22 protein-coding genes are annotated in these 22,327 nt (G+C 46.3%); 10 read left to right on the top strand and 12 right to left on the bottom strand.

Annotated elements, in window-relative coordinates; all coding sequences use genetic code 11:
• The first annotated feature begins 185 nt into the window (after positions 1-185).
• Positions 186-2,795 carry an ATP-dependent chaperone ClpB gene (clpB, locus tag FRZ54_RS19770; RefSeq protein ID WP_147033539.1) on the top strand — a complete coding sequence of 870 codons (2,610 nt, stop codon included), beginning with the start codon at positions 186-188 and terminating at the stop codon, positions 2,793-2,795.
• A gap of 96 nt (positions 2,796-2,891) precedes the next feature.
• Here clpB and FRZ54_RS19765 read toward each other — a convergent pair whose 3' ends face one another.
• On the bottom strand, positions 2,892-4,301 hold the full coding sequence (locus FRZ54_RS19765; protein WP_147033538.1) for a PAS domain S-box protein: 1,410 nt from the start codon (positions 4,299-4,301) through the stop codon (positions 2,892-2,894).
• Positions 4,302-4,419: 118 nt separating this feature from the next.
• Complete coding sequence (locus FRZ54_RS19760; RefSeq protein WP_147033537.1) at positions 4,420-4,671, bottom strand: hypothetical protein; 252 nt, start codon at positions 4,669-4,671, stop codon at positions 4,420-4,422.
• Positions 4,672-4,968: 297 nt separating this feature from the next.
• On the opposite strand from FRZ54_RS19760, the gene pta reads away from it, so the two are divergent.
• From pta to FRZ54_RS19745, 3 genes are all read left to right on the top strand, one after another.
• A complete protein-coding gene (gene pta, locus FRZ54_RS19755; RefSeq protein WP_147033536.1) occupies positions 4,969-7,086 on the top strand; it encodes a phosphate acetyltransferase in 2,118 nt (705 codons plus the stop codon).
• Position 7,087: 1 nt separating this feature from the next.
• The gene (locus FRZ54_RS19750) at positions 7,088-8,284 is read left to right on the top strand and encodes an acetate/propionate family kinase (RefSeq protein ID WP_147033535.1); all 1,197 of its coding nucleotides are present in this window, start codon (positions 7,088-7,090) and stop codon (positions 8,282-8,284) included.
• A gap of 167 nt (positions 8,285-8,451) precedes the next feature.
• On the top strand, positions 8,452-10,485 hold the full coding sequence (locus tag FRZ54_RS19745; protein WP_147033534.1) for a PAS domain S-box protein: 2,034 nt from the start codon (positions 8,452-8,454) through the stop codon (positions 10,483-10,485).
• Here the strand turns inward: FRZ54_RS19745 and FRZ54_RS19740 are convergent, their stop codons facing one another.
• The 3 genes from FRZ54_RS19740 to FRZ54_RS19730 form a co-directional block, all read right to left on the bottom strand.
• Positions 10,486-10,731: a hypothetical protein gene (locus FRZ54_RS19740; RefSeq protein WP_147033533.1), complete on the bottom strand. Its 246-nt coding sequence runs from the start codon at positions 10,729-10,731 to the stop codon at positions 10,486-10,488.
• 120 nt (positions 10,732-10,851) lie between these two features.
• Complete coding sequence (locus FRZ54_RS19735) at positions 10,852-11,505, bottom strand: flavodoxin family protein (protein WP_228462547.1); 654 nt, start codon at positions 11,503-11,505, stop codon at positions 10,852-10,854.
• Between the two features lies 1 nt (position 11,506).
• On the bottom strand, positions 11,507-11,764 hold the full coding sequence (locus tag FRZ54_RS19730; protein ID WP_187359680.1) for a hypothetical protein: 258 nt from the start codon (positions 11,762-11,764) through the stop codon (positions 11,507-11,509).
• A gap of 130 nt (positions 11,765-11,894) precedes the next feature.
• On the opposite strand from FRZ54_RS19730, the gene FRZ54_RS19725 reads away from it, so the two are divergent.
• The gene (locus FRZ54_RS19725; protein WP_147033531.1) at positions 11,895-12,431 is read left to right on the top strand and encodes a YciE/YciF ferroxidase family protein; all 537 of its coding nucleotides are present in this window, start codon (positions 11,895-11,897) and stop codon (positions 12,429-12,431) included.
• A gap of 133 nt (positions 12,432-12,564) precedes the next feature.
• Here FRZ54_RS19725 and FRZ54_RS19720 read toward each other — a convergent pair whose 3' ends face one another.
• The 3 genes from FRZ54_RS19720 to FRZ54_RS19710 are packed head-to-tail and all read right to left on the bottom strand — an operon-like array spanning position 12,565 to position 14,446.
• On the bottom strand, positions 12,565-13,245 hold the full coding sequence (locus tag FRZ54_RS19720; protein WP_147033530.1) for a DUF2461 domain-containing protein: 681 nt from the start codon (positions 13,243-13,245) through the stop codon (positions 12,565-12,567).
• A gap of 19 nt (positions 13,246-13,264) precedes the next feature.
• Positions 13,265-13,612 (bottom strand): TfoX/Sxy family protein, encoded by a 348-nt coding sequence (locus FRZ54_RS19715; RefSeq protein ID WP_147033529.1) that lies wholly within the window; start codon positions 13,610-13,612, stop codon positions 13,265-13,267.
• 24 nt (positions 13,613-13,636) lie between these two features.
• Positions 13,637-14,446, bottom strand: coding sequence for an aminoglycoside phosphotransferase family protein (locus FRZ54_RS19710; RefSeq protein WP_228462546.1), 810 nt, complete (start codon positions 14,444-14,446; stop codon positions 13,637-13,639).
• 147 nt (positions 14,447-14,593) lie between these two features.
• Here FRZ54_RS19710 and FRZ54_RS19705 point away from each other — a divergent pair, with 147 nt between their 5' ends.
• Complete coding sequence (locus FRZ54_RS19705; protein WP_147033528.1) at positions 14,594-14,938, top strand: phosphoribosylpyrophosphate synthetase; 345 nt, start codon at positions 14,594-14,596, stop codon at positions 14,936-14,938.
• Positions 14,939-15,004: 66 nt separating this feature from the next.
• Here the strand turns inward: FRZ54_RS19705 and FRZ54_RS19700 are convergent, their stop codons facing one another.
• Both FRZ54_RS19700 and FRZ54_RS19695 read right to left on the bottom strand, forming a co-directional pair.
• Positions 15,005-15,562, bottom strand: a complete 558-nt coding sequence (locus FRZ54_RS19700) for a hypothetical protein (protein WP_147033527.1) — start codon at positions 15,560-15,562, stop codon at positions 15,005-15,007.
• Positions 15,563-15,665: 103 nt separating this feature from the next.
• Positions 15,666-16,223, bottom strand: coding sequence for a hypothetical protein (locus FRZ54_RS19695; RefSeq protein WP_147033526.1), 558 nt, complete (start codon positions 16,221-16,223; stop codon positions 15,666-15,668).
• Between the two features lie 271 nt (positions 16,224-16,494).
• Here FRZ54_RS19695 and FRZ54_RS19690 point away from each other — a divergent pair, with 271 nt between their 5' ends.
• From FRZ54_RS19690 to FRZ54_RS19675, 4 genes are all read left to right on the top strand, one after another.
• Positions 16,495-17,736: a M16 family metallopeptidase gene (locus FRZ54_RS19690; protein ID WP_147033525.1), complete on the top strand. Its 1,242-nt coding sequence runs from the start codon at positions 16,495-16,497 to the stop codon at positions 17,734-17,736.
• A 45-nt stretch (positions 17,737-17,781) separates the two neighbouring features.
• Positions 17,782-19,062, top strand: coding sequence for a M16 family metallopeptidase (locus tag FRZ54_RS19685; RefSeq protein ID WP_317131594.1), 1,281 nt, complete (start codon positions 17,782-17,784; stop codon positions 19,060-19,062).
• A 147-nt stretch (positions 19,063-19,209) separates the two neighbouring features.
• A complete protein-coding gene (gene guaB / locus FRZ54_RS19680; protein WP_147033524.1) occupies positions 19,210-20,679 on the top strand; it encodes an IMP dehydrogenase in 1,470 nt (489 codons plus the stop codon).
• Between the two features lie 82 nt (positions 20,680-20,761).
• Positions 20,762-21,346, top strand: a complete 585-nt coding sequence (locus FRZ54_RS19675; RefSeq protein WP_147033523.1) for an LOG family protein — start codon at positions 20,762-20,764, stop codon at positions 21,344-21,346.
• A 6-nt stretch (positions 21,347-21,352) separates the two neighbouring features.
• On the opposite strand, the gene FRZ54_RS19670 is transcribed toward FRZ54_RS19675, so the two are convergent.
• Positions 21,353-21,913 carry a hypothetical protein gene (locus tag FRZ54_RS19670; protein WP_147033522.1) on the bottom strand — a complete coding sequence of 187 codons (561 nt, stop codon included), beginning with the start codon at positions 21,911-21,913 and terminating at the stop codon, positions 21,353-21,355.
• A gap of 81 nt (positions 21,914-21,994) precedes the next feature.
• Positions 21,995-22,315, bottom strand: a complete 321-nt coding sequence (locus FRZ54_RS19665) for a cupin domain-containing protein (protein WP_147033521.1) — start codon at positions 22,313-22,315, stop codon at positions 21,995-21,997.
• Positions 22,316-22,327: the final 12 nt, after the last annotated feature.

Genomic DNA, 22,327 nt, shown 5'->3' with positions numbered 1-22,327 from the left:
TTTTAGTTTAAATGGTAAATCAAAAGTATATAAATAGGTGTTTAACAACAAACAAATCAGGTCGTTATGGCCGGAAATGTTTCAGTTAAGCCAATAAATGTAGACAAAATGTCCTTGTAAAGCAGAAATGAAATGTCAAATTATCACTTATTCGTCTGTGGCAAACGTTTTGAAAGGGGTATAGTATGAATTTTAACAACTTTACCATAAAAGCCCAGGAGGCTGTGCAGAAAGCTTCCGAGATTGCTGCCGGCAACCAGCAGCAGGCTATAGAAAATGCCCATTTGCTAAAAGGTTTGCTGTTAGTTGATGAGAATGTTGTCACTTATTTATTGAAGAAACTGAACGTTAACCTAAACAGGCTTAATGAAACACTCGACGAGCAGATCGCCTCGTTCCCCAAGGTTAGTGGCAGCGAAATATACCTTTCGTCCGAGGCCAACTCGGCTTTGCAGAAAGCGCAATCCTACCTAAAGGAATTTAAGGACGAATTTGTGTCCGTCGAGCATATCCTGCTGGGAATACTTGCCGCAGGCGGTAAAGCGAGCACTGCTTTAAAGGACCTGGGTGTAAACGAAAAGGACCTGAAGAAAGCTATTATTGCGCTGCGTGGTGACAGCAAAGTAACTGACCAGAATGCCGAGGCAACTTACAATGCCTTAAACAAATATGCACGTAACCTGAATGAATATGCGGAGTCGGGCAAACTCGACCCGGTTATCGGCCGCGATGACGAGATCAGGCGCGTTATACAGATATTATCCCGTCGTACCAAAAACAACCCGATACTTGTCGGTGAACCTGGTGTGGGTAAAACAGCTATCGCTGAAGGTATCGCTTTCCGCATCATCAAGGGTGACGTCCCCGAGAATCTTAAATCGAAGACGGTTTACTCATTGGATATGGGCGCCCTGATAGCCGGCGCTAAATATAAAGGTGAATTTGAAGAACGTCTTAAGGCAGTTATCAAGGAGGTTACCCAGGCCGACGGCGAGATCGTTTTGTTTATCGATGAGATACACACCCTTGTTGGCGCAGGCGGCGGCGAAGGCGCCATGGACGCTGCAAACATATTGAAGCCGGCACTGGCCCGCGGCGAACTGAGGGCAATAGGTGCAACTACTTTGAATGAATATCAAAAATATTTCGAAAAGGACAAAGCGCTTGAGCGTCGTTTCCAGATGGTTTTAGTGGACGAGCCGGATACCCAGGACGCCATTTCCATCCTCCGTGGTTTGAAGGAGCGTTATGAGGCCCATCATAAGGTGCGTATCCTCGACGAAGCCATAGTTTCCGCGGTTGAAATGTCACAGCGTTATATTTCAGACAGGTTTCTGCCGGATAAGGCTATCGACCTGATGGACGAGGCGGCTTCCAAGTTGCGTTTGGAAATGGATTCGGTACCTGAGGAAGTGGACGAACTGGACCGCCGTATAATGCAGCTGGAGATTGAGCGTGAAGCCATTAAGCGCGAAAAAGACGATAAGCGCGTAAAGGAACTGAGCGAAGAAATAGCTAATCTTTCCGCCAGGCGCGATTCGCTGCGGGCACAATGGAAAAGTGAGAAGGATGTGGTCGATAATATTAACCAAAAGGTTGAACAGATCGAAAACTTTAAGCTGGAAGCTGAGCAGGCCGAACGTGCGGGCGATTACGGCAAAGTTGCCGAATTGCGCTACGGCCGCATCAAAGAGGCGCAGGACGAGGTTGAAAAGCTGAAAGCGACCCTGCTGGAAAATCAAAAAGAGCACCGTATGCTTAAGGAAGAAGTTACATCCGAAGATATTGCCGGTGTAGTTTCCCGCTGGACAGGCATCCCGGTTTCCAAAATGATACAAAGCGAACGCGAAAAATTGCTCCACCTGGAAGATGAACTGCATAAACGCGTAGCAGGGCAGGAGGAAGCTATTGAAGCTATCAGCGATGCGATACGCCGCAGTCGTGCCGGTTTGCATGATAAACGCAAGCCTATCGGCTCATTTATCTTCCTCGGTACAACAGGGGTGGGTAAAACCGAGCTGGCAAAGGCACTGGCCGAATATCTGTTCAACGATGAAGGCGCCCTGGTGCGTATCGATATGTCTGAATACCAGGAACGCCATGCCGTATCACGTTTGATTGGTGCGCCCCCGGGCTATGTGGGTTATGATGAAGGCGGTCAGCTGACTGAAGCTGTGCGCCGCAAACCATACAGTGTGATTTTACTGGATGAGATTGAAAAGGCTCACCCTGATGTGTTCAATATCCTTTTACAAGTACTGGACGACGGCCGCCTGACGGACAACAAGGGCCGCGTGGTGAACTTTAAGAATACTATCATCATCATGACATCTAACATCGGTTCCAACATTATCCAGGAGAACTTCCAGGATTTTGAGGACAGTGACAAGGATGCGGTAATAGCCAAAACCAAGAACCAGTTGTTCGAATTGTTGAGGCAAACCATCCGCCCCGAATTTTTGAACCGTATCGACGAGATCATTATGTTCACCCCGTTGAGCCGTGAAGAGATAGGCGATATTGTGAAACTACAGTTTGCCCAATTGCAGAAAACGCTGGAAGAGATCGGTATCCACATGGATGCGTCAGAAGAGGCACTGGATTGGCTCGCGCAACTAGGTTACGACCCGCAGTTCGGCGCCCGTCCGCTGAAAAGGGTGATCCAGAAAAAGATACTCAATGAACTGTCAAAACAAATACTGGCAGGCAAAGTGGATAAGGACAGCCGCATCAAATTGGATATGTTCGATAACCAGTTCGTTTTCCTGAACCCTAAGGATGCTGAACACGTATAATACAACACCCTAATTTATTCTATTTTATACCCCAGGCCTCTCCGACTCGTCGGAGGGGCCTTTTTGCAATCGGCGAGCTGTAAAATGAATTAACTTTCAATCAACCGTTTTGTCAATAATTCGTTTTATCACATCGTCCAGTTCCCTTGTAGCCGATTCAAGGTGCTCCAGCAGCTCCCGGTCACCTTCACAACGGGTGATATTTTGATTGAATAACTGCAGCAGTCCTAAAATAGAGGCTACCGGTCGTCTTATCTCATGTGCGTTTATCCGGGCTATTTCCATCAGTTGCTCATTCTGGTGCTTCATGCGCAGTTCCTGCTCTTTCATTAGCGTTATGTCCTGCATGGCGCCTATCATCCGCACACCCACACCTTTTTCATTCCGGATGACAATACCCCTGTCGAGTACAAAAGCATACTCCCCGTCCGCTTTTCTGAAACGATATTCCTGCATCCAGTTAATCATCGTTCCGTATTTTACCTGGTCGGGATAAAGAACCACGCGCTCGCGGTCGTCGGGGTGTACATGTTCAAAATAAAACGGGAGATTGTCGCGGTTATAGCCCGGCGTATGCCCGAATAAGTTTTTAATATTGTCCGAATAATAAACCTCGTTCGTTTCTAAATTCCAGTCCCATATAATATCCGAGGTAGCTTTTGTAACATATTCAAACCGTTCATTACTTATTCTTAGGGCGTCTTCGTTTTTCTTCCTTTCCGTAGCATCACGCGCTATGCCATACCTTATTTTATCCCTCGGGTCCCATCGGGCCGACCATGTTAACGGTACAAGCGAGCCGTCTTTGCGTACATAGCGGTTCTCGTTGTTTGTCATAGCGTTGCCAGCCATCACACTTGCTGCCATCCTTTCTGTTTTTTCCAGGTCTTCCGGGTACAGAAAATCAAACAGCGGCTTACCGACAAGCTCCTCCGGCTCGTAACCTAATATCGTTCTGCAAGCCGCGCTTACACTTAATATGGTTCCCCGCTCGTCAACGGTACAGATCATATCCAGCGACGAGTCCATTATTTTCTCAAGCCTGGCCCGGGCGTGTTCAAGCGCCAGCAGGTTCAGCGTGTCGGAGGTAATGTCTTTAGAATAACAGGCAATGCCAAAAAGGGTATTGCTTTCGTCGTACATCGGGCTTAACGAGATCAGGCTATATTGTTTAGCCTGTTTCAGGGGATTGTAAATATCTTCTTTTATCAGGAATTCCTCGCCATCCAGGGCCCTTTCGTAATATTGGCGCCATCGGTTTAGCCGGTCCTGCCCGAATTCCTTTACCAGCACATCGTCGCCTTCCTTTACATCTCTGCCCGTAAGCGCTTTGATGTTTTTGGCAAAAGATTGGTTTGCAGTAATGATGCGAAGTTCCGTGTCGACCGACCAGATAAGGTCCTGCGTCCCGTTGATGAGCGCTTGCTGACGAAGGATAGTCTCAATTAAAGCATTTCTCTCGTCCAACTCCTGCTTCGGCTTGCTTTGATCGTTTGGTAGTTCCATGTCAACTTTTACTGTTCAGGGGAATAGGGTATGGTTATATGCAACAACAACTTATTCCGGCGACAGATTGGCTATAAAAACGCATGTTTCGGGTAACTGTAATATTCACTACTTATCTTCAGGCAATTCTTATCTCACAGGCCGCAGAAGGGGGCACACCATCACCAAGGTATCCTGCCGGCGCCGTGAAAGAGTCTTCAGTGATTTTTACGAAGGCACAGGGAGCAATGTTTTCTGCTGGCGCGAAAATATTTACGGTCATTTCATCTCTGCAGAAGCTAACCGTTTGTATGGTAGCGAAACTTTTTAAATACACCATAAATTGCGGTTGCCTGTGGGTGGCCTTCTTGTTTAATTCAATATTTTTCATAGGGTCAATTAATATTCAGAAAAGCCTCATTTACAATTGCCTTTCTAAAAATAAGGTCAAAAATAATTGCTCAATTTTAACCATTCAACAACAAATTTAACTTTTTTATACTAATATTTAATACTGACTTAAATATTGTTGAAAATTTAAGCCTGGAGGTAATATTTTCTTATCCCGCGCCGGTGCATCCGTCAAAAAAATCCGCAATGATCTCCGTCACATAATTTATTGCTCCCCGTTTCCCCCGAAGCTTCTCAAATCTGTATTTTTACCGCCGAATTCAATTGAACACACCCGATGATCAAAACAGTCTTTATTGCCAGTACCGAGGCTCACAGCGGCAAATCCATTGTTTCGATAGGCCTGGTAAATATGCTGCTTGGCAAGGCGCAAAAAATAGGCTATTATAAACCGGTCATCAGCCAAAACCTGCTGGTAAAAAAAGACGATCATATCGATACCATCCTGACGCATTTCGATCTGCCCATGACCTATGATGACACCTTTGCCCTGACATGGCAGGAAGCAATGGGCCAGATGGAAACGGAAAGCCAGGGCGAAATGCTGGATATTATCATCCGCAAGTATAAAAGCCTGGAGGAGAAGTACGATTTCATAGTTGTTGAAGGTACGGATTACCCGGGCGAAGGGGCGGCTTTTGAGTTTGAGACCAATGCGCAGATAGCAAAAAACCTGCAGGCGCCGGTTATTGTTGTTGTATCAGGCGAGGATAAAACCATTGCCCAGGTAGTGAGCGCCGCACTTACCGCCATACATAATTTTGATGCACGCGAGGTACAGGTGCTTGCTATAGTTGCAAACAGGATAAGGCAAGAACATGCAAAGGATGTGGAGGAACTGCTGCGCCATCAGCTTTCGCCCGAAATATTGCTGGCCATAATCCCGCTGGATACCCGGTTGCAAAGTCCGACGATGAAGGAGATATATGAGCAGTTGAACGGGAAATTGCTGTTTGGCGAAGATCATCTTTCTAACCAGGCTGATAACTTTGTCACGGGCGCAATGCAGGTGCCCAATTTCTTAAATTACTTAACCGAAAATGTCCTGATCGTTACCCCCGGCGACCGCGGCGATATCATCATTTGCGCTTTGCAGGCCAATTTGTCGACCAGTTACCCAAAAGTGGCCGGGATTGTTTTAACAGCAGGCTATCAACCGGAAGAACCCATCCTGAGGCTGATAGAGGGTTTGCAGACCGTTGTTCCCATCATTTCGGTTGAAACAGGTACCTTCCAGACCAGCAATGTTATCGGCGATATTCGCTCACAGATCACTTCCGACAATACCAAAAAGATACGGCTGGCCATAGATACGTTTAATAAGTACGTCAATACAAGCGAACTGGATAAACGCCTGGTTACTTTCAAGCCATCCGGGCTGACGCCAAGGATGTTCCAGTACCAGCTGACAGAGTGGGCCAGAAGCTCAAAAAAACATATCGTTTTGCCCGAGGGCAACGATGAGCGCATACTAAGGGCGGCAGCCCGCCTCATTAGCCAGGAAATTGTAGACCTGACCCTTTTGGGCGACACGGCCGATATAAAAGCCGTTTTGAACAGGCTCGATATCAACCTCGACCTGGATAAAGTCCGGATCGTCAATCCGGCTTACGATCAATACTACGATGATTATGTGAACACCTTATACGAGCTGCGCAAAAGCAAAAACGTTACCCTGGAAATGGCGCGTGACCTGATGACGGACGTATCCTATTTTGGTACCATGATGGTATATAAAGGGCATGCCGACGGGATGGTTTCAGGCGCGGTGCACACCACGCTGCATACCATCCGCCCCGCGCTGCAGTTTATCAAAACAAAGCCAGGCATATCGGTGGTTTCATCCATATTTTTTATGTGCCTGCCCGATAGGGTTTCTATATTCGGCGATTGTGCGGTAAATCCAAATCCCACGGCAGAACAACTCGCCGAGATCGCCATATCATCGGCCGATAGCAGTCAGCGCTTCGGCATCGAACCGCGCATCGCCATGCTTTCCTATTCCTCAGGTACATCCGGCGAAGGCGAGGAGGTGGAAAAAGTACGCCGCGCTACCGAAATAGTCAAACAAAAACGCCCCGACCTGAAGGTCGAGGGGCCTATACAATATGATGCCGCAGTCGACCCGGTTGTGGGCAGCAGCAAGTTACCCGGTTCCGAAGTTGCCGGCAGGGCGAGTGTTTTGATATTCCCCGACCTGAACACCGGCAACAACACCTATAAAGCGGTGCAGCGCGAAACAGGGGCGTTGGCGATTGGCCCCATGTTGCAGGGATTGAATAAACCTGTGAACGATTTGAGCCGCGGCTGCACGGTCGATGATATTTTTAATACGGTCATCATTACGGCTATACAATGCCAGGATACCTCGCAAACCTTAGAAAAGCATTCCTGAAATGAATATTTTTATCATTAACTCCGGCAGCAGTTCCATCAAATACCAGCTATTCAGGATGCCCTCATCATCGCCGGTTTGCAGCGGCCTTGTCGACCGTATAGGATTGGAAAATTCGGTGATCGTCCATAAAACCTATATAAACGACGAAGAAAAAGTAATAAAGATAACCGATGAAATTCCTGACCATGAGGCGGGTTTAAAAAAGGTGAACGAATTGCTGACAGATTCGGAGATCGGGGTGATAACCGATGCCTACGCCATTGAGGTAGTGGGCCACAGGGTGGTGCATGGCGGCGAGTCATTCACCGATCCAACAATCATCACACCAGAAGTAAAAGAAAAGTTAAAACTTACATTTCAGCTTGCTCCCCTGCATAACCCGGCCGCTTTCCGTGGGATAGAGGTCGCCGAAAAGATATTTCGCGGTGCCAATCAGGTAGCTGTATTCGATACCGCTTTTCATCAAACCATGCCGCCGAAAGCTTTCCGGTTTGCCATACCTGATTCCTATTATACAGATCATAATATCAGAGCATACGGATTTCACGGCACCAGTCACCAATATGTTTCGCACCAGGCCGAACTTTACTTAAATAACAAGGCCCTAAAATTGATCAGCATACACCTCGGCAACGGGTGCAGCATAACAGCCGTTAATAACGGAAAGTCGGTAGATACCAGTATGGGTTTCGGCCCTTTAAGCGGGCTTATCATGGGCAGCAGGTCAGGCGATATCGACCCTACTATTATCTTTTACCTGGTTAACCAATTGGGCTATGATATTGAACAGGTAAGTAATTTGCTGAACAAACGCAGCGGGATGATCGGTCTCACCGGCTTCAGCGACATGCGCGACATCCGCAGGCTGATAGCCGAAGGCGATGAACAGGCGAAGCTGGCCTATGATATGTACGCTTACCGGATTAGGAAATACATCGGCGCCTATACGGCCGTGCTTAACGGGCTTGACGCCTTAATTTTTACCGCAGGAGTGGGGGAGAATGATCCTATTATACGCGAACTGGTATGCCGGGATATAGGATACCTTGGGATTGAATTGGATACGGATAAAAACAATACCCGCACGGACGGTATAAGGGAAATTAGCAAAACCGGTTCAAGAGTAAAGATACTGGTAATACCCACCAACGAAGAATTGGAGATAGCCAGCCAGTGCTACGAGCTTTTAAAATAAAACCACCTGCTTTCAAGGGTCTAAGGTAGCCTCTTTTAGCAACCATTTGAAAAGCATCGATTATTTTTAAAACTTTCAGCTATATTTACGTGTTCACTCTACGTCAAAAGCCGCTGTATTCATTTCACTTTAAAACATCTGACCGGGCATCCCCGGCTATCTCATCCATGACGCAAGCAAATAACTCTGCAGTTACCATACCCGCTTTTTTGGAAGGTGGCGGCGAAATGGGCGAACTGATGAGGTCGATCAACTGGTCGGCTACATCGCTGGGCGATCCCGCGTTCTGGCCTTCGGCCCTGAAGCAAATGGTCAGCATGATGCTTACCGTCAACTTCCCTGTGCTGGTATGCTGGGGCAGCGATTATATCCAGTTATATAATGATAGCTTTCGTCCCATTAATGGTGCAACTAAGCACCCGCAGGCCATGGCGGGCAGTGCAAAAGATACTTATGCGGAAATTTGGGAAACTATCGGTCCCATGTTTGCGGAGGTTATGACCGGTAAAACTATCGGTTTTCCCGATTTTATGGTACCGATGGACCGTAATGGGTATACCGAGGAATGCTACTTTGATTTTTCCTATAGCCCCATCCGAACAGAAGATGGCAGCGTGGGGGGCGTGCTTGTAGTTTGCCTTGAAACCACGGGGAAAGTTGTTTCTATCGAAAGACAAAACGCGATCAATGATGAACTTGCCTCTGCCAACGAAGAGTTGGCGGCAACTAACGAGGAGCTATTGGCCGTGAACGACGAATTGGCCGCTATCAACGTTGAGCTTACCGAAAGTCAAAAGATACTGAAACGCAACGAACGCCTTTTCAGGTCGATAGCTGTAAATATACCTGATTCAGTTATCGTTGTTATCGACCGAGAGCATCGCTATGTTATGGTTGAAGGCGACCTGATGGAGAAGATGGGATACCAGCGGACCGATTATGAAGGCAGGCATCCTACAGAAATAGGGCAAACGGAACGTTATAATGCCTCAAAGCATTTATACGACCGGATGATGGCCGGCGAGAGATTCTCATTGGAGCGAAAGGGGCAGAACGGCGAATATTACAGGGTGTACCTTGTACCGCTGAAGAATGAACAGGGCGAGGTGGATGCAGGCCTGGTAATGGCCATGGATATTAGCAATATAAAACAAGCCGAAGAAAAGAGCGCTAAATTGGCTGCCATAGTAGAGTCCTCGGATGATGCGATCATTAGTAAAACACTGGAAAGCGTCATAACCAGTTGGAACGACGCGGCGCAACGCATGTTTGGTTACACTGCCGGTGAAATTATTGGCGAAACCATTTATAAACTTATACCGCCCGACAGGCAGGATGAGGAGCCCCGTATATTGGCGCGTTTAAAAGCTGGTGAGCGCGTTGAGCACTTTGAAACTAAGCGGATGACCAAAGCCGGCAACCTTATTGACGTTTCGTTAACCATTTCTCCTATCAAGGATCCGCAGGGAAATATCATCGGCGTTTCTAAAATAGCGCGCGACATTACCGAGAGGAAATTAGATGAGACCAGGAAAAACGATTTTATCGGGATGGCCAGTCATGAGTTGAAAACCCCGTTAACGTCACTTAATGCCATCATACAGGTGGCAGGCATGAGGTTAAAGGACAATCAGGATACCTTTTTATCTGGTGCAATGGACAGGGCAAATACGCAGGTAAAGAAGATGACAAGGATGATCAACGGGTTTCTGAATATTTCGCGCCTCGAAGCCGGTAAGCTGCATATTGAAAAAGATCCGTTCGATTTGAATGAATTGTTACTCGGAATATTCCAGGAAACACAAATGATCGTAAACACCCATGGCGTTAGCCTGCACACGACCGGCAAACTGAATGTTTGTGCCGACCGTGATAAGATCGATTCTGTGATATCTAACCTCATAACTAACGCGGTTAAATATTCACCAAAGGGCAAAGAGATCAGGATCGGAAGTGAAACCCGGGGAGATAATGCGATAGTTTGGGTGAAAGATGAAGGGATTGGCATAGGGCCAAATGACCTTAAACAAATATTTGACCGCTATCACCGCGTTGAAAGCGAGGACACAAGGCACATTTCCGGCTTTGGTATTGGCCTTTACCTCAGCGCCGAAATTATCGGACGGCACGACGGCAAAATATGGGCCGAAAGCGAGCCCGGCGGAGGTTCTACCTTCTACTTTTCCCTTCCCCTGGCCTGATCAGGTCGCTTTTCCCTTATGTTCCCAATGATTTTTGACCACGCCTTGCGAAGTGAAAGAGATTTTCCGTGTATAACATTCACCTTTTATTTTTCCCGAAGCCTCTTTTTCCCCGATGAATAACAATACCGGGATACCGTGGCTATCTGTTTTAAAAGCAAGGTCGAGCCTGCCGTAACAGATAGTTTTCACTATCAGGGCCGGATATTCTTGATCGAGTATCTTTAAAATGCCTGCGCTAAGCATGGTTTGTTTTTTACTTAGTGCAGTTCTTTAATTCTGCTGCTACATTTCGCCGACATCTGTACAATGTCCAGGTTTTTGCCTTGCCCGAAAATGGTATTTATTATATCCATTTCAATTAGGTTATTCGCTGTCTTTCTTCGCTTGTTTTTCCAATTCTTTAAGGTTCGTGGTAATGGGATTGCTTTTCAGCAGCCCCGCGAAATAAACCAGGTTGGCAACGGTATATTGGAGCGTTAAATTGGTATAGAAATATTTCTTACCGCCAGCTTCCACATAGTCCTTGTTTCCTCCTGCAGGGCCTACCCAATAAGCATTAACATTCGGCGGAATAGTGAAACCGCACTCCTGCATGGCCCAAAGTAATTGTGCCGCACAGCTATGGGCCCCATCTTCGTTACCTGTTATCAGGCAGCCCGCCACTTTATTGTATGTAAAATATTGCCCCGTTTTCTCATCAGCCAGCTCTTTTTCATGGAAAATTGCATCAAGCCGTTCTACTATCCGTTGTGCTGTCGAAGCCAGATGGCCAACCCATATTGGCGTCCCAATGATAAGTATATCACATTCCTTTATTTTTGACAGTACCTTTGGCCACTCATCACCCTTGCCTTCATCGGATGAATTACCCGGTTTTACATTATAATCGACAATGCGTATCACTTCTGTTTCAACATCGTGGTGTTTCAGTAATTTTATCGCTTTGTCTATAAGTGCGCCAGTATTTGAAAAAGCTGGCGATGGCTTTAGCGTGCAATTGATAAGTAAAGCTTTCATGTCAATTGCCGTTTAGCAGTTTTTTCTTTTCCTTCAATATCATCCATGAATCGGGTATCTCTGGCTTTAATGGGAAACCGTAAGTTGGATTACCCTCGACCCTGATATCGTTTGAATCAAAATGTTTGATCTCGCCTTTAGCCAGGCGTACCACCCAGCAGGAATTGACGCTCATGCCATAGTCCATAATAAAATAAGCCAGGCCCGGGCCTAGCGGAGTATAGACCACAATTTGTGGGTTGAGTTGTAAAATGTTCATAGTCCTATAAATTTATTTAACTAACAACTGTAAATACCTAATGTTTAAGAAAATATATTTCAAAATATGAAAAACATAACCCTTTGGGGCTGGTTACTCTTTAAGATAAACATTTAAATAAAACACTGCCATGGCAACAAAAACAAGAGCGACCGGCATGACCGGCAAGATGAAGGATTCGGAATTTCACGATTTTTTTGTGGACGAATTGAAGGACATTTACTGGGCCGAAAAGCACCTGGTACAGGCCCTGCCAAAAATGCAAAAGGCAGCTACAAGTCCTGAGCTTGCTGCTGCATTTGAAAAGCATACTAACGAAACTAAAACCCATGTACAAACACTCGAAAAAGTGTTCGAATTGTTAGACGAAAAAGCCGCTGCCAAAAAATGTGAAGCCATGGAAGGCTTGCTTGCCGAAGCAACAAGTATTATTGAAGACACCGAAAAGGGAAGCATGACACGTGATGCGGGTCTTGTTTTAGCCGCACAGAAAGTGGAGCACTATGAAATTTCAACTTATGGTACACTTCGCACCTTTGCCGAGACTATGGGCCACGATGATGTTGCCCAATTACTGCAACAAACCCTGGATAATGAAAAAGCTACCGACCAGGCCTTAACCCAGGCTGCGGAAGGTTTTATACTTGAGCAGGCTGTAAACGAATAGTGTCTATTTACCCGTGATCAAAAAATCCCTCTTCACCCGGAGAGGGATTTTGGGTGACGTGGCCACCAATATTTTGATTCTCATTGATAGGCATAAATATTGAAATGCCTTGCCAATTAAGCCAACTGCCAACTTAAATAATCAGCTCGCCATTGGCATCTGTGGTCAGTACTTCGCTCATATAATCGAAAAATGGCCGCACGTTCTTAAAGGTGTCGCTAACGCGATGCAGGAAATCGGGCCGTATAACTTCTTCGTCAGTAAAGCTTGATCTGAAAAGGAATTGTTTATGCCTGAGCAGGTCGATAGCCGGGTTATCTTTTGCATACCCACGGGGCGCGGAAATAACCTTTTCCCCTGTCATGGTGCCAAAGGTTTTGACGAGTTGCTTGTGTGCAAGTATTTTTTTCCAGTCGTCGCAGTTTGTATCGATATCCTGCCGTATGCGCTTCATATCGTCCGGGTTCGGACCGAAAAATCCGCATACTACCCTCGAATTGCCCGGTTCGATGCGGAAATAATAACCGCCGCGCAATTTTTTTGTGGCCCGTTGCAAGCTGCCGCTCCAGTGCTTGTTATATGGGGTTTTCTGTTTCGAAAAACGCACATCCTTATATATTCTGAACAGGCATTTCCTTCCCGATGTGGTTTCAATATGGTCGTGCCTGTTCATTTCAGCTATAAGGGCATCGGCAAAATCAACAATATTCCTGTGGGCGGCCAGGTAGCGTTCTTTATTTTGGCTAAACCACTCGCGGTTATTGTTGGCGGAAAGGTCCTTTAGAAATTCGAGCGAGTCTTTATTAATCGTCATTATCTGCGTATTCTCTTTATTATTTTGATCTCTTTTTCTTCGACGCTTTCGCCTCCGTGTTAAATGCCAGGCATAAACCTATCCAGTGGTCAAACTCGGTTTTGGTTTGCATGCCTTCGCTACTCACATACATATACCCTTCCATCGGCTTCCCGGCAAAATCCATTTCGCGACAGCCACGCTTTTCGAGTGACTCTTCATAAACAGCCGTACCTACCCTGCACATCATTTCGTCTTTCACTACGCCTACACACATCTTTCCGTCAACCATATAACATACCCCGCCGAACATCCGTTTTTCCTCGACATGGGGAACGTCAGCCAGGGCCTCCCTGATCCTGTCGCTTAGTTTTTCATCGTATGCCATTTTGTTCCGATTTTTCAACCAAATTTAGCCAAACTTACTTAACTCGGCCGATGCTATTTCGGCAATGTGGAGAGCCACATCCGCATTTTCCCCATCATTGAGCCCCCACGCCGCCGAAAGTCCCGCCCATGCCACTACCCATCGCAACAGTTGTTCAGCCTCAAGGCGGGCCGCTTTCGAAATTTCCAGCACCTGCGTCTCCAGCCTGCCGGGTGTTGTTGCAGTAGCAGCATCAGGGTTGCAAAAAATATTGGCATAATCAAAGGTCCGTTCGCCGATCAGTCCCTTTGGGTCTATCGCCAGCCATCCCTTATCACCAAAATCGAGTATATTGCCATGGTGAATATCGCCGTGCAGCGCTATGGTATTACCTCCGGCGTTAAGCAAAGTGTTCGCCACCCGGCTGCATCCTGTCAAAACGCCCCCGTATTTACCGGCAGCCGGTTCAAGGTCTTTAAACCATATATCTAACGCTATCAATTCCGCAGGATAGGGGCTTTTCGCTGTATGCAATTGATGTACAACGCTGCAAATAATATTACTGGCTTCATTATCACGGCCGTTTACCGCCATTTCCGCAAGCGACCTTGCGCCTGCGGCCCTTTCCATCAAAATGGCCTGCTTGTCAAATTTTAAAATCCTGGCTACCGCATTCCCCTGCCACCGGCTCATAAGTAAATTGCCCCGTCTTTCTTCATCTGCCATAGCCACCTTAAGCATACAGGGCATATCTTTATAAATAACCGGCTGCAATAAGCTGGAATGCGTGACAAAGGGTTTGCCATCAGCGACTAAAGTCCATAGGGATTTATAACGTGTTAACAGACTATTCAAATCTTCTGGCCTTTTGCTTTCCGTGTATTCTAACTACCCCAGCGATACATATCAAATCTAAAAACAATTCAACCAAAACAAGTACCGCGCGTATTGGTTTAGCTTATAACAATAGCTTAGTCAATACATCACCTTAATAAAACTGTCATGAAAAATTACGAAACATTAGTGGATGCCACTAACGATATGATGAAACGCGGTTATACAGCCAACCTCAGCCTCGAAGGTGATACTATCGACGACAAGGAACATGATATACGCATGGGCGCCGACGATTTTGAAATAGACGAGTTTTTTCGCTTCGAAGGCCAGAGCAACCCTTCCGATACATCAATAGTATACGCTATCAGCTCGCGAAAATATAATACCAAGGGTATACTGATAAATGCTTACGGCATGTACGCCGACGACAGCGAGTCAGCTATTCATGCCAAATTACATCATTATATGATAAGCACCCATCTGCACGGCGAGGATAAACCAACTGCATAAGCGGTTGCCAGTTTGAGATGACGGCTGGCAACCTGTTAGCTCAAGCAAAAGCCAACTGCCGGCCCGCTACAGTTGCGCTAACAACTTCCTTCCCCTCGATTGCATAGCTGCGGTACCATCGCGCAACATGAACTGTATTTGGTCTTTTAGTTCACCTGCCATCCATGGGTAGCGGCTGCGCACATTGAATAAAGCCCCGACTGCAAAAACCTTTACAGCCACCAGCACTTTAGCGTCGATGAGCCAGTCGAAAAACTGTTCCACAACCGGTTCAAGATCAATTGCTTCCAGTTTCTTACGGATGGCTTCCGGTGCCTTCGCAGCAGTAACATGCATCATGATTTTAGCATAATGCCTCTTGCAACTTGGGTGTTTGACATCTTTTATGCGCGAAACGAGATATTCAATCTCATCAATGTATGCCGCCGGTTTTTGAAGGAAAAGGTTTTCCAGCAGCCACGCCGCCCTGAAAGCAATGTCCCTGTTTTCGCTAAAGGTTATATCGATCAGGTCATGAACGGAAAACTGCTCCTTTTGCAGGATCTCGGTTAGTTTGACAACCTTAAGTTTCCCTATACGGCTTTTGATACTATCAACAAGTTCCTCGCTGGTAAGCATATTCATTTTCGCTCCCTAAATTTAGGAACGATGCGGGTTAAAGACAATCGGGAAGTGAAACTAAATTAAAACGGATAATTGAAGCCGTCAGTTGAATGGTTTGGCAAGCTTAATCCTCGCAGTGCAAAAAGCTAAGGATATAGCCTCCTTTTGCTTTCAGCATAGGGCTTGCGGCAGGCATCATCGCTTCCATATCTCTCGACAGCGCTTCTGCTATCCAGGGATAACGGTGACGCATGTTGAAGAGCGTTTCTGCGGCTGATGAACGTACATTAACTATCATGGCCGGGTCGCGCAGCCAGCTAAAACATAATTCTATGATCGGTTCAAAATCGATCTCTTTTACCGCATTACGAATTTCTTTTGACACCTCGGGCGAGGTGAGATGTTTCAGCACTTTGGCATAATGTTTCCGACAGCTAACACATTTAACTTCCGTTACATGTTCAACTAAATACGCAATATCCTCAATGTAACTCTCCGGGAACCTGAAAAGAATAACTTCCAGTATTTTAGAGGCTTTATTGGCAACGTCTTTGTCCGAATAAAAGGTCAGATCTACCAATTCGTGCAGACTGAAATTCTTTTCTTTTAATTTGCTGCGTAATTTTCCAAACCTGGTGTTTTCAAAACCTGAAATGTGCTGGATTAGTTGCAACTGCGTCATAATGGTTTAAAATTACTGTGATAATTTAGGAATAATGTGGAGAACTATTCAACATGTGTTGATAACTGCGCCAAATGTAATACTAATAATTAAAATCACAATAAATTTTCAATTAGAAATTAAGTGTTTAGTTGAACGGGTAGAATAAGTTAAACTCATTATAAATATTTACAATGTATCAACATGTGTCACCTAATCAACTGCTCACTCAATAAACATAATCAACTAAAAAATTTACATTTGCTGTCCGTTTTGATCTAAAAACTAATACATGGTTAAATTCACCCGTTTTACACTGGACAACGGCTTGCGTGTGCTGGTCCACGAGGACCATACAACGCCAATGGCCGTCCTGAATATATTATACGATGTTGGCGCCCGCGATGAGGACCCGGATAAAACAGGTTTTGCACACTTGTTTGAACACCTGATGTTTGGCGGATCGGTCAATATACCCCAATACGACGAGCCCCTGCAACGTGTGGGCGGCGAAAATAACGCTTTTACTACTAACGATATTACCAACTATTATATCACTTTACCCTCTGTCAATATCGAGACGGCCTTCTGGCTCGAAAGCGACCGTATGCTTAGCCTTGCTTTCAATGAGAAAAGCCTGGAAGTACAGCGCAATGTGGTGATAGAGGAGTTTAAACAGCGCTATCTTAACCAGCCTTATGGTGATGTCTGGCTGAAATTGCGCCCGCTGGTTTATAAAACGCATCCCTACCGCTGGGCCACCATCGGTAAAGAACTAAAGCATATCGAAGATGCCCGGATAGAAGATGTCAAAGCATTCTTCAAAAAGCACTATAACCCGCAAAACGCCATCATGGTAGTGGGCGGTAATATCGATACTCAAAAAGCAAAAGAACTTGCTGAAAAATGGTTTGGCCCTATACCTGCAGGTGAAAAGTATCACCGCGACCTGCCGCAGGAGCACTCACAGCAGGAAGAGCGCCGCGATACCGTGACCGCCAAAGTACCGTTGAATGATTTATATATTGCCTTTCACATGCCGGCGCGCCTGGAGGATGGCTATTATGAAATGGACCTGGTATCCGATGTCCTTTCACGCGGTAATTCGTCACGCCTGTACCGTAGCCTGGTAAAAGATAAGCAGCTATTCAGCGAGATCCATGCTTATAATATGGGCAGTTTTGACCGTGGAATGTTCGTTGTAGAAGGCAAACCGCTTGAAAATGTGAGCATAGAGAAGGCCGAGGTAGCAATTTGGGATGAACTGGAGAGATTAAAGAGTGAACAGATCCCGGATGACGAACTGACCAAGGTGAAGAACAAGACCGAATCGACCATGGTATTTTCCGAAATGTCGTTGCTGGACAAAGCCATGAACCTGGCCCAGTTCGAACTTTTCGGTGATGCGGATATGTTGAACCAGGAAACGGATAAATACCTGGCTGTAACCGCCGAAGCCATACAACAACAGGCCCGGCAGGTTTTCAGGAAGGACAATTCATCAACCTTAGTTTATCTCGCTGATAGAAATTAACAGCCCATTGGGAATTGAGCAATGAACTAATGAACCAACGAACAAATGATACTGAATAGAACAATAGCTCCCGAATCGAAACCGGTTGAAAGCATAACGCTGATCAAACCGGAGCATATTAAACTGGATAACGGGTGTAATATATTTTCGTTCAACTCGGGTGACCAGGAACTGGTGCGCATCGAATGGATATTTCAAAACCTGCGTTTCGATCCGGCAAAACCGCTGCTTAACGTTGCGGTAAATACCATGCTGACCGAAGGAACGTCCGAAATGTCCGCTTCAGAAATTGCCGATCGTATCGACTTTTACGGGGCTTTCCTGCAGGTTGACTATGGGTATGACCACTCGCAGGTGGTGCTTTACACACTTAACAGGCACCTGGCGAAAACGCTGCCCGTGGTCAAGGCAATTATAGGTGATTCGGTCTTCCCGGAAAGCGAGCTGGAAACCTTTATCCGCAACCAGCAACAAAAACTGCAGGTGAGTTTGCAAAAGAACGATGTTTTAGCGCGTCGTGCCTTCAATAAAGCGATATACGGCGACACCATATACGGACTGGCAGCAAATTTTGAAGATTATAAAACCCTGCATCGCGATGATATGCTGGCTCATTTCAAAAAAATGTATCAGCCGTCAAACTGCACCATTTTGGTAGCCGGCAAGGTCGATGCGGAAGCGTTGCAACTCGTCAGCGCAGCTTTTGGAGCAGAATGGCCGAACTATACTGTAGCTGCTGACACAGGTAACCCGGATATGCAACCGGCTGGCGAGCATTTTTACTTTATCGAAAAACCCGAAGCGCTGCAGTCAGCTATCCGAATGGGGTTGCCGATGATAAACCGCACACATCCCGATTTTCCGGCTTTGCAGGTGCTTAACACGGTTTTAGGTGGCTACTTTGGCTCAAGACTGATGGCTAATATCCGCGAGGACAAGGGTTACACGTATGGCATAGGCTCGGGTTTGAGTTCGCTCGAAAAAGGCGGGGCCATGTTCATAGCATCCGAAGTTGGCGCCGATGTATGCCGTGCCGCAGTTGCCGAAATAGAAAAGGAGATCAGCGTGCTCAAAACCGAACTGATACCCGAAGAAGAACTGTCACTGGTGCGAAACTATATGATGGGGTCGCTGCTGGGTAGCCTTGAAAATGTTTTTTCGCACGTTGATAAGTTCAAAAGCATTTATTTCTCGGGCCTTGGTTACGATTATTATGACCGGTATACGGAAACCGTAAAAAAAGCGACCCCGGAAGATATGATCGCCTTAGCTAATAAATACCTCGACCTTGATAAATTTTACAGGGTTATCGTAGGGAAATATTGATGTGCAAATGTGCGTATACGCAGATGTGCAGATGATTGGATAGTCAAATAAAAGCAATCTTAAAATCTGTACATCCACTCATTTGCACATCTGCATATTAAAAGCTATCTTTGTCCGGCAAATAATAAATCCAAATAATTATTTGCCATGCAATTAGATCCCTCCAAATTTGTCGCCGAAGGTTTAACTTATGACGACGTTTTATTACTCCCGGCTTATTCTGAAGTGTTGCCCCGCGATGTGGACACGCGTTCTTTTTTAACCAAAAAGATCAGGCTGAATATCCCGCTTGTTTCGGCAGCTATGGATACCGTTACCGAAGCTTCGCTGGCTATAGCCCTTGCACAAGCCGGCGGCCTCGGCATGCTTCACAAAAACATGACCATACAACAGCAGGCAGATGAGGTGCGAAAGGTAAAACGTTCGGAAAGCGGCATGATACAGGACCCTGTAACCCTAAATGCGGACGCCATTGTGGCCGACGCCTTTAAAATTATGAAGGAGTTCCGCATAGGAGGGATACCTATTGTTAATGGTGATCAGCAATTAATGGGAATCATTACCAACCGCGATCTTCGCTTTCAAAAGGACGCCAGTAAATCGGTAAGCGAGGTGATGACTAAGGGTAACCTGGTTACCGCGCCCGAGGGCACAACGCTGATGCAGGCCGAGGAAATATTGCAAAACCACAAAATAGAAAAGCTTCCGGTGGTGAATGGCGGAGGTAAACTGGTTGGGTTGATAACCTACAAGGATATCCAGAAATTTAAAAACTTCCCCATTGCCTGTAAAGACGAACATGGCCGCCTGCGGGTTGGGGCTGCAGTTGGCGTTACAGCCGACACGATGAAACGTGTTGAAGCGCTTGTAAAAGCTGGAGTCGACGTTATTGCCATCGATACAGCGCATGGGCATTCCAAAGGCGTTATTAATATGCTGAAGGAAGTAAAAGCAAAATATCCTGATCTTCAGGTTATTGCAGGTAATATAGCCACTGCCGATGGTGCCGTTGCTTTAGCACAGGCAGGAGCAGACGCCGTTAAAGTAGGTATTGGGCCCGGCTCCATTTGTACTACGCGTATCATCGCCGGTGTAGGGGTGCCGCAGCTATACGCGGTTTACGAATGCGCCAAAGCGTTGCAGGGCACGGGCGTTCCGGTAATTGCTGACGGCGGCATCAAACATACAGGTGATATTGCCAAGGCAATAGCGGCCGGCGCAAGTTCGGTAATGGCGGGCTCATTATTTGCAGGTGTCGAAGAATCACCCGGCGAAACCATCATTTATGAAGGCCGCCGTTTTAAATCATACCGCGGGATGGGTTCCATCGAAGCGATGGAGCAGGGGTCTAAAGACCGCTATTTCCAGGACGTAGAGGACGATATCAAAAAATTGGTGCCCGAAGGCATCGTAGGCCGTGTACCCTTAAAGGGTACCCTTGCTGAAGTGGTTTACCAGTATGTAGGCGGATTGAGAGCAAGTATGGGCTATTGCGGCGCCGGCGATATCGCAGCTTTGCAACAGGCGCGTTTTGTACGCATCACATCGGCCGGTATCCGCGAGTCGCACCCGCACGATATCACGATAACAAAGGAAGCACCAAATTATACGCGTTAACGCGCAGTGAATAGAGATTAGTTAACTGGTGATCAGTGACCGGTTAATTAATCACAAGTCACCAATTAACTAATCACTAAGCATGAAATCCATCTGCATTTTCTGCGGTGCCAATCTTAATGGCGATCCGGCATTGAAACAGGCAGCCGAACTTTTAACCGAAGTGATGGCCGACCGCAACATGTCCCTTGTTTTTGGTGGTGGTAAAGTGGGTATGATGGGCCTTTTGGCCGATAACATGCTGCGGCGCGGCGCTAAAGTCATTGGCGTGATACCCCAATTTTTGATGGATAAGGAAGTCGGTCATACTGGTTTGACCCAATTGCACGTGGTCGAGACCATGCATCAGCGTAAACAATTGATGAACGATCTTTGCGATGGCATCATTATGCTCCCCGGTGGTTTTGGAACATTGGAAGAATTTTTTGAGGCGCTTACCTGGCTGCAATTAGGCCTGCACAGCAAACCTATCGGCGTTTTAAATATCAACGGCTTTTACGATTTCCTGCTGAAGCAAATGGATGTAATGGTAGAACAGCAATTTCTGAAACCTGCCAACCGCAGGCTCGTGATAACTTCCGCCGATCCTGTCGAATTGATCAGCCTGATGGAAGATTTTGACGGCAAACCGGACGAAGTTTGGTTCCGCGACAGGAACCTGACTTAAAATGATCTACATGGGTGGTGGTACCGGCGGGGCGTCATTATTGTTGGATGGCGAATTAGCAGGGGAAGGTGAAGAAGTAGTTGCCGGCGATTGTTTAGGGGCAGATGTTTGGGAAGGCGTGCTAGTCGTATTGGTCGTTGTGGTTGCGGTATTTGTAGTCGATGGTGCTGCTGTTACCAATCCGCCAGGGTTAGCTGCAAGGGCCTTGTCGATATCCGTAAAGGAAGGGAAAGACGCCCAATCGCTATGCGGCGCTGAAAATAAAACGTACTTGCCGTTAACACCGGTGAACCCACTTACATCCTCGTAAGCCTGGCCCGGTTTTAGGTCCATGTGATGGGTTATGTCCCAGCTGCCGTTGTTAAGCTGTTTGTAGAGTGAAAAATCCATCGAAACATTACTGCTGTTCGTCATCACGTAATGTACTTCTTTAGTTTTGCCGGTTACTTTTTCAGTTCGCACTACCGTTATGCGGGTATTGTTATCCAGTTCAGCCTTTTTTTGCGCCTTCAACGCCGTTGCAAAAAACAGCATTACCAAGGTTGTGCTAAGGTATAACGCTTTCATCGTCAATAGTTTTAAGGTCTAATTTAAATATTTTCCGTCAAAATAAATTACTGTACAATTATCACCACCCAGGGTATATTCTTATTTCTCCCCACCATCAGGGCCGTAAAATATTACCCAGGTCAAAAAATCACTGCTGAAATTTTCAAAGCGGTGTTCTGTTCCAGCAGCTACAAAAAGTACATCACCCGGGTTAAAGTCGGTGCGTTTGTTTCCATTTACAAATTCACCGGTGCCTTTTATAATCACATAAAGTTCATCCTGCGTATGCGGACTTTGAGTGTCGGTAATTAATGGCCGGTATAGCTCTACCGACATCGTACCATGCTCCAGCACCTTTTTGAACAGTTCGACTTTGTCATTGCCTAATTGGTTTAACGCGTCATTAACACTTATTTGCATAGCCAAATCTAG

Source organism: Mucilaginibacter ginsenosidivorans (assembly GCF_007971025.1).
Classification (GTDB): Bacteria; Bacteroidota; Bacteroidia; order Sphingobacteriales; family Sphingobacteriaceae; genus Mucilaginibacter; species Mucilaginibacter ginsenosidivorans.
Note: the sequence above shows the minus strand (reverse complement) of the source record. Positions and strands in the feature narration are given on the sequence as shown.

Bases quoted from the DNA above. Each gene is read 5' to 3' on its own strand.
- clpB (WP_147033539.1), top strand. From the start codon at position 186: ATGAATTTTAACAACTTTACCATAAAAGCCCAGGAGGCTGTGCAGAAA.
- FRZ54_RS19765 (WP_147033538.1), bottom strand. From the start codon at position 4,301: ATGGAACTACCAAACGATCAAAGCAAGCCGAAGCAGGAGTTGGACGAG.
- FRZ54_RS19760 (WP_147033537.1), bottom strand. From the start codon at position 4,671: ATGAAAAATATTGAATTAAACAAGAAGGCCACCCACAGGCAACCGCAA.
- pta (WP_147033536.1), top strand. From the start codon at position 4,969: ATGATCAAAACAGTCTTTATTGCCAGTACCGAGGCTCACAGCGGCAAA.
- FRZ54_RS19750 (WP_147033535.1), top strand. From the start codon at position 7,088: ATGAATATTTTTATCATTAACTCCGGCAGCAGTTCCATCAAATACCAG.
- FRZ54_RS19745 (WP_147033534.1), top strand. From the start codon at position 8,452: ATGACGCAAGCAAATAACTCTGCAGTTACCATACCCGCTTTTTTGGAA.
- FRZ54_RS19740 (WP_147033533.1), bottom strand. From the start codon at position 10,731: ATGCTTAGCGCAGGCATTTTAAAGATACTCGATCAAGAATATCCGGCC.
- FRZ54_RS19735 (WP_228462547.1), bottom strand. From the start codon at position 11,505: ATGAAAGCTTTACTTATCAATTGCACGCTAAAGCCATCGCCAGCTTTT.
- FRZ54_RS19730 (WP_187359680.1), bottom strand. From the start codon at position 11,764: ATGAACATTTTACAACTCAACCCACAAATTGTGGTCTATACTCCGCTA.
- FRZ54_RS19725 (WP_147033531.1), top strand. From the start codon at position 11,895: ATGGCAACAAAAACAAGAGCGACCGGCATGACCGGCAAGATGAAGGAT.
- FRZ54_RS19720 (WP_147033530.1), bottom strand. From the start codon at position 13,245: ATGACGATTAATAAAGACTCGCTCGAATTTCTAAAGGACCTTTCCGCC.
- FRZ54_RS19715 (WP_147033529.1), bottom strand. From the start codon at position 13,612: ATGGCATACGATGAAAAACTAAGCGACAGGATCAGGGAGGCCCTGGCT.
- FRZ54_RS19705 (WP_147033528.1), top strand. From the start codon at position 14,594: ATGAAAAATTACGAAACATTAGTGGATGCCACTAACGATATGATGAAA.
- FRZ54_RS19700 (WP_147033527.1), bottom strand. From the start codon at position 15,562: ATGAATATGCTTACCAGCGAGGAACTTGTTGATAGTATCAAAAGCCGT.
- FRZ54_RS19695 (WP_147033526.1), bottom strand. From the start codon at position 16,223: ATGACGCAGTTGCAACTAATCCAGCACATTTCAGGTTTTGAAAACACC.
- FRZ54_RS19690 (WP_147033525.1), top strand. From the start codon at position 16,495: ATGGTTAAATTCACCCGTTTTACACTGGACAACGGCTTGCGTGTGCTG.
- FRZ54_RS19685 (WP_317131594.1), top strand. From the start codon at position 17,782: ATGATACTGAATAGAACAATAGCTCCCGAATCGAAACCGGTTGAAAGC.
- guaB (WP_147033524.1), top strand. From the start codon at position 19,210: ATGCAATTAGATCCCTCCAAATTTGTCGCCGAAGGTTTAACTTATGAC.
- FRZ54_RS19675 (WP_147033523.1), top strand. From the start codon at position 20,762: ATGAAATCCATCTGCATTTTCTGCGGTGCCAATCTTAATGGCGATCCG.
- FRZ54_RS19670 (WP_147033522.1), bottom strand. From the start codon at position 21,913: ATGAAAGCGTTATACCTTAGCACAACCTTGGTAATGCTGTTTTTTGCA.
- FRZ54_RS19665 (WP_147033521.1), bottom strand. From the start codon at position 22,315: ATGCAAATAAGTGTTAATGACGCGTTAAACCAATTAGGCAATGACAAA.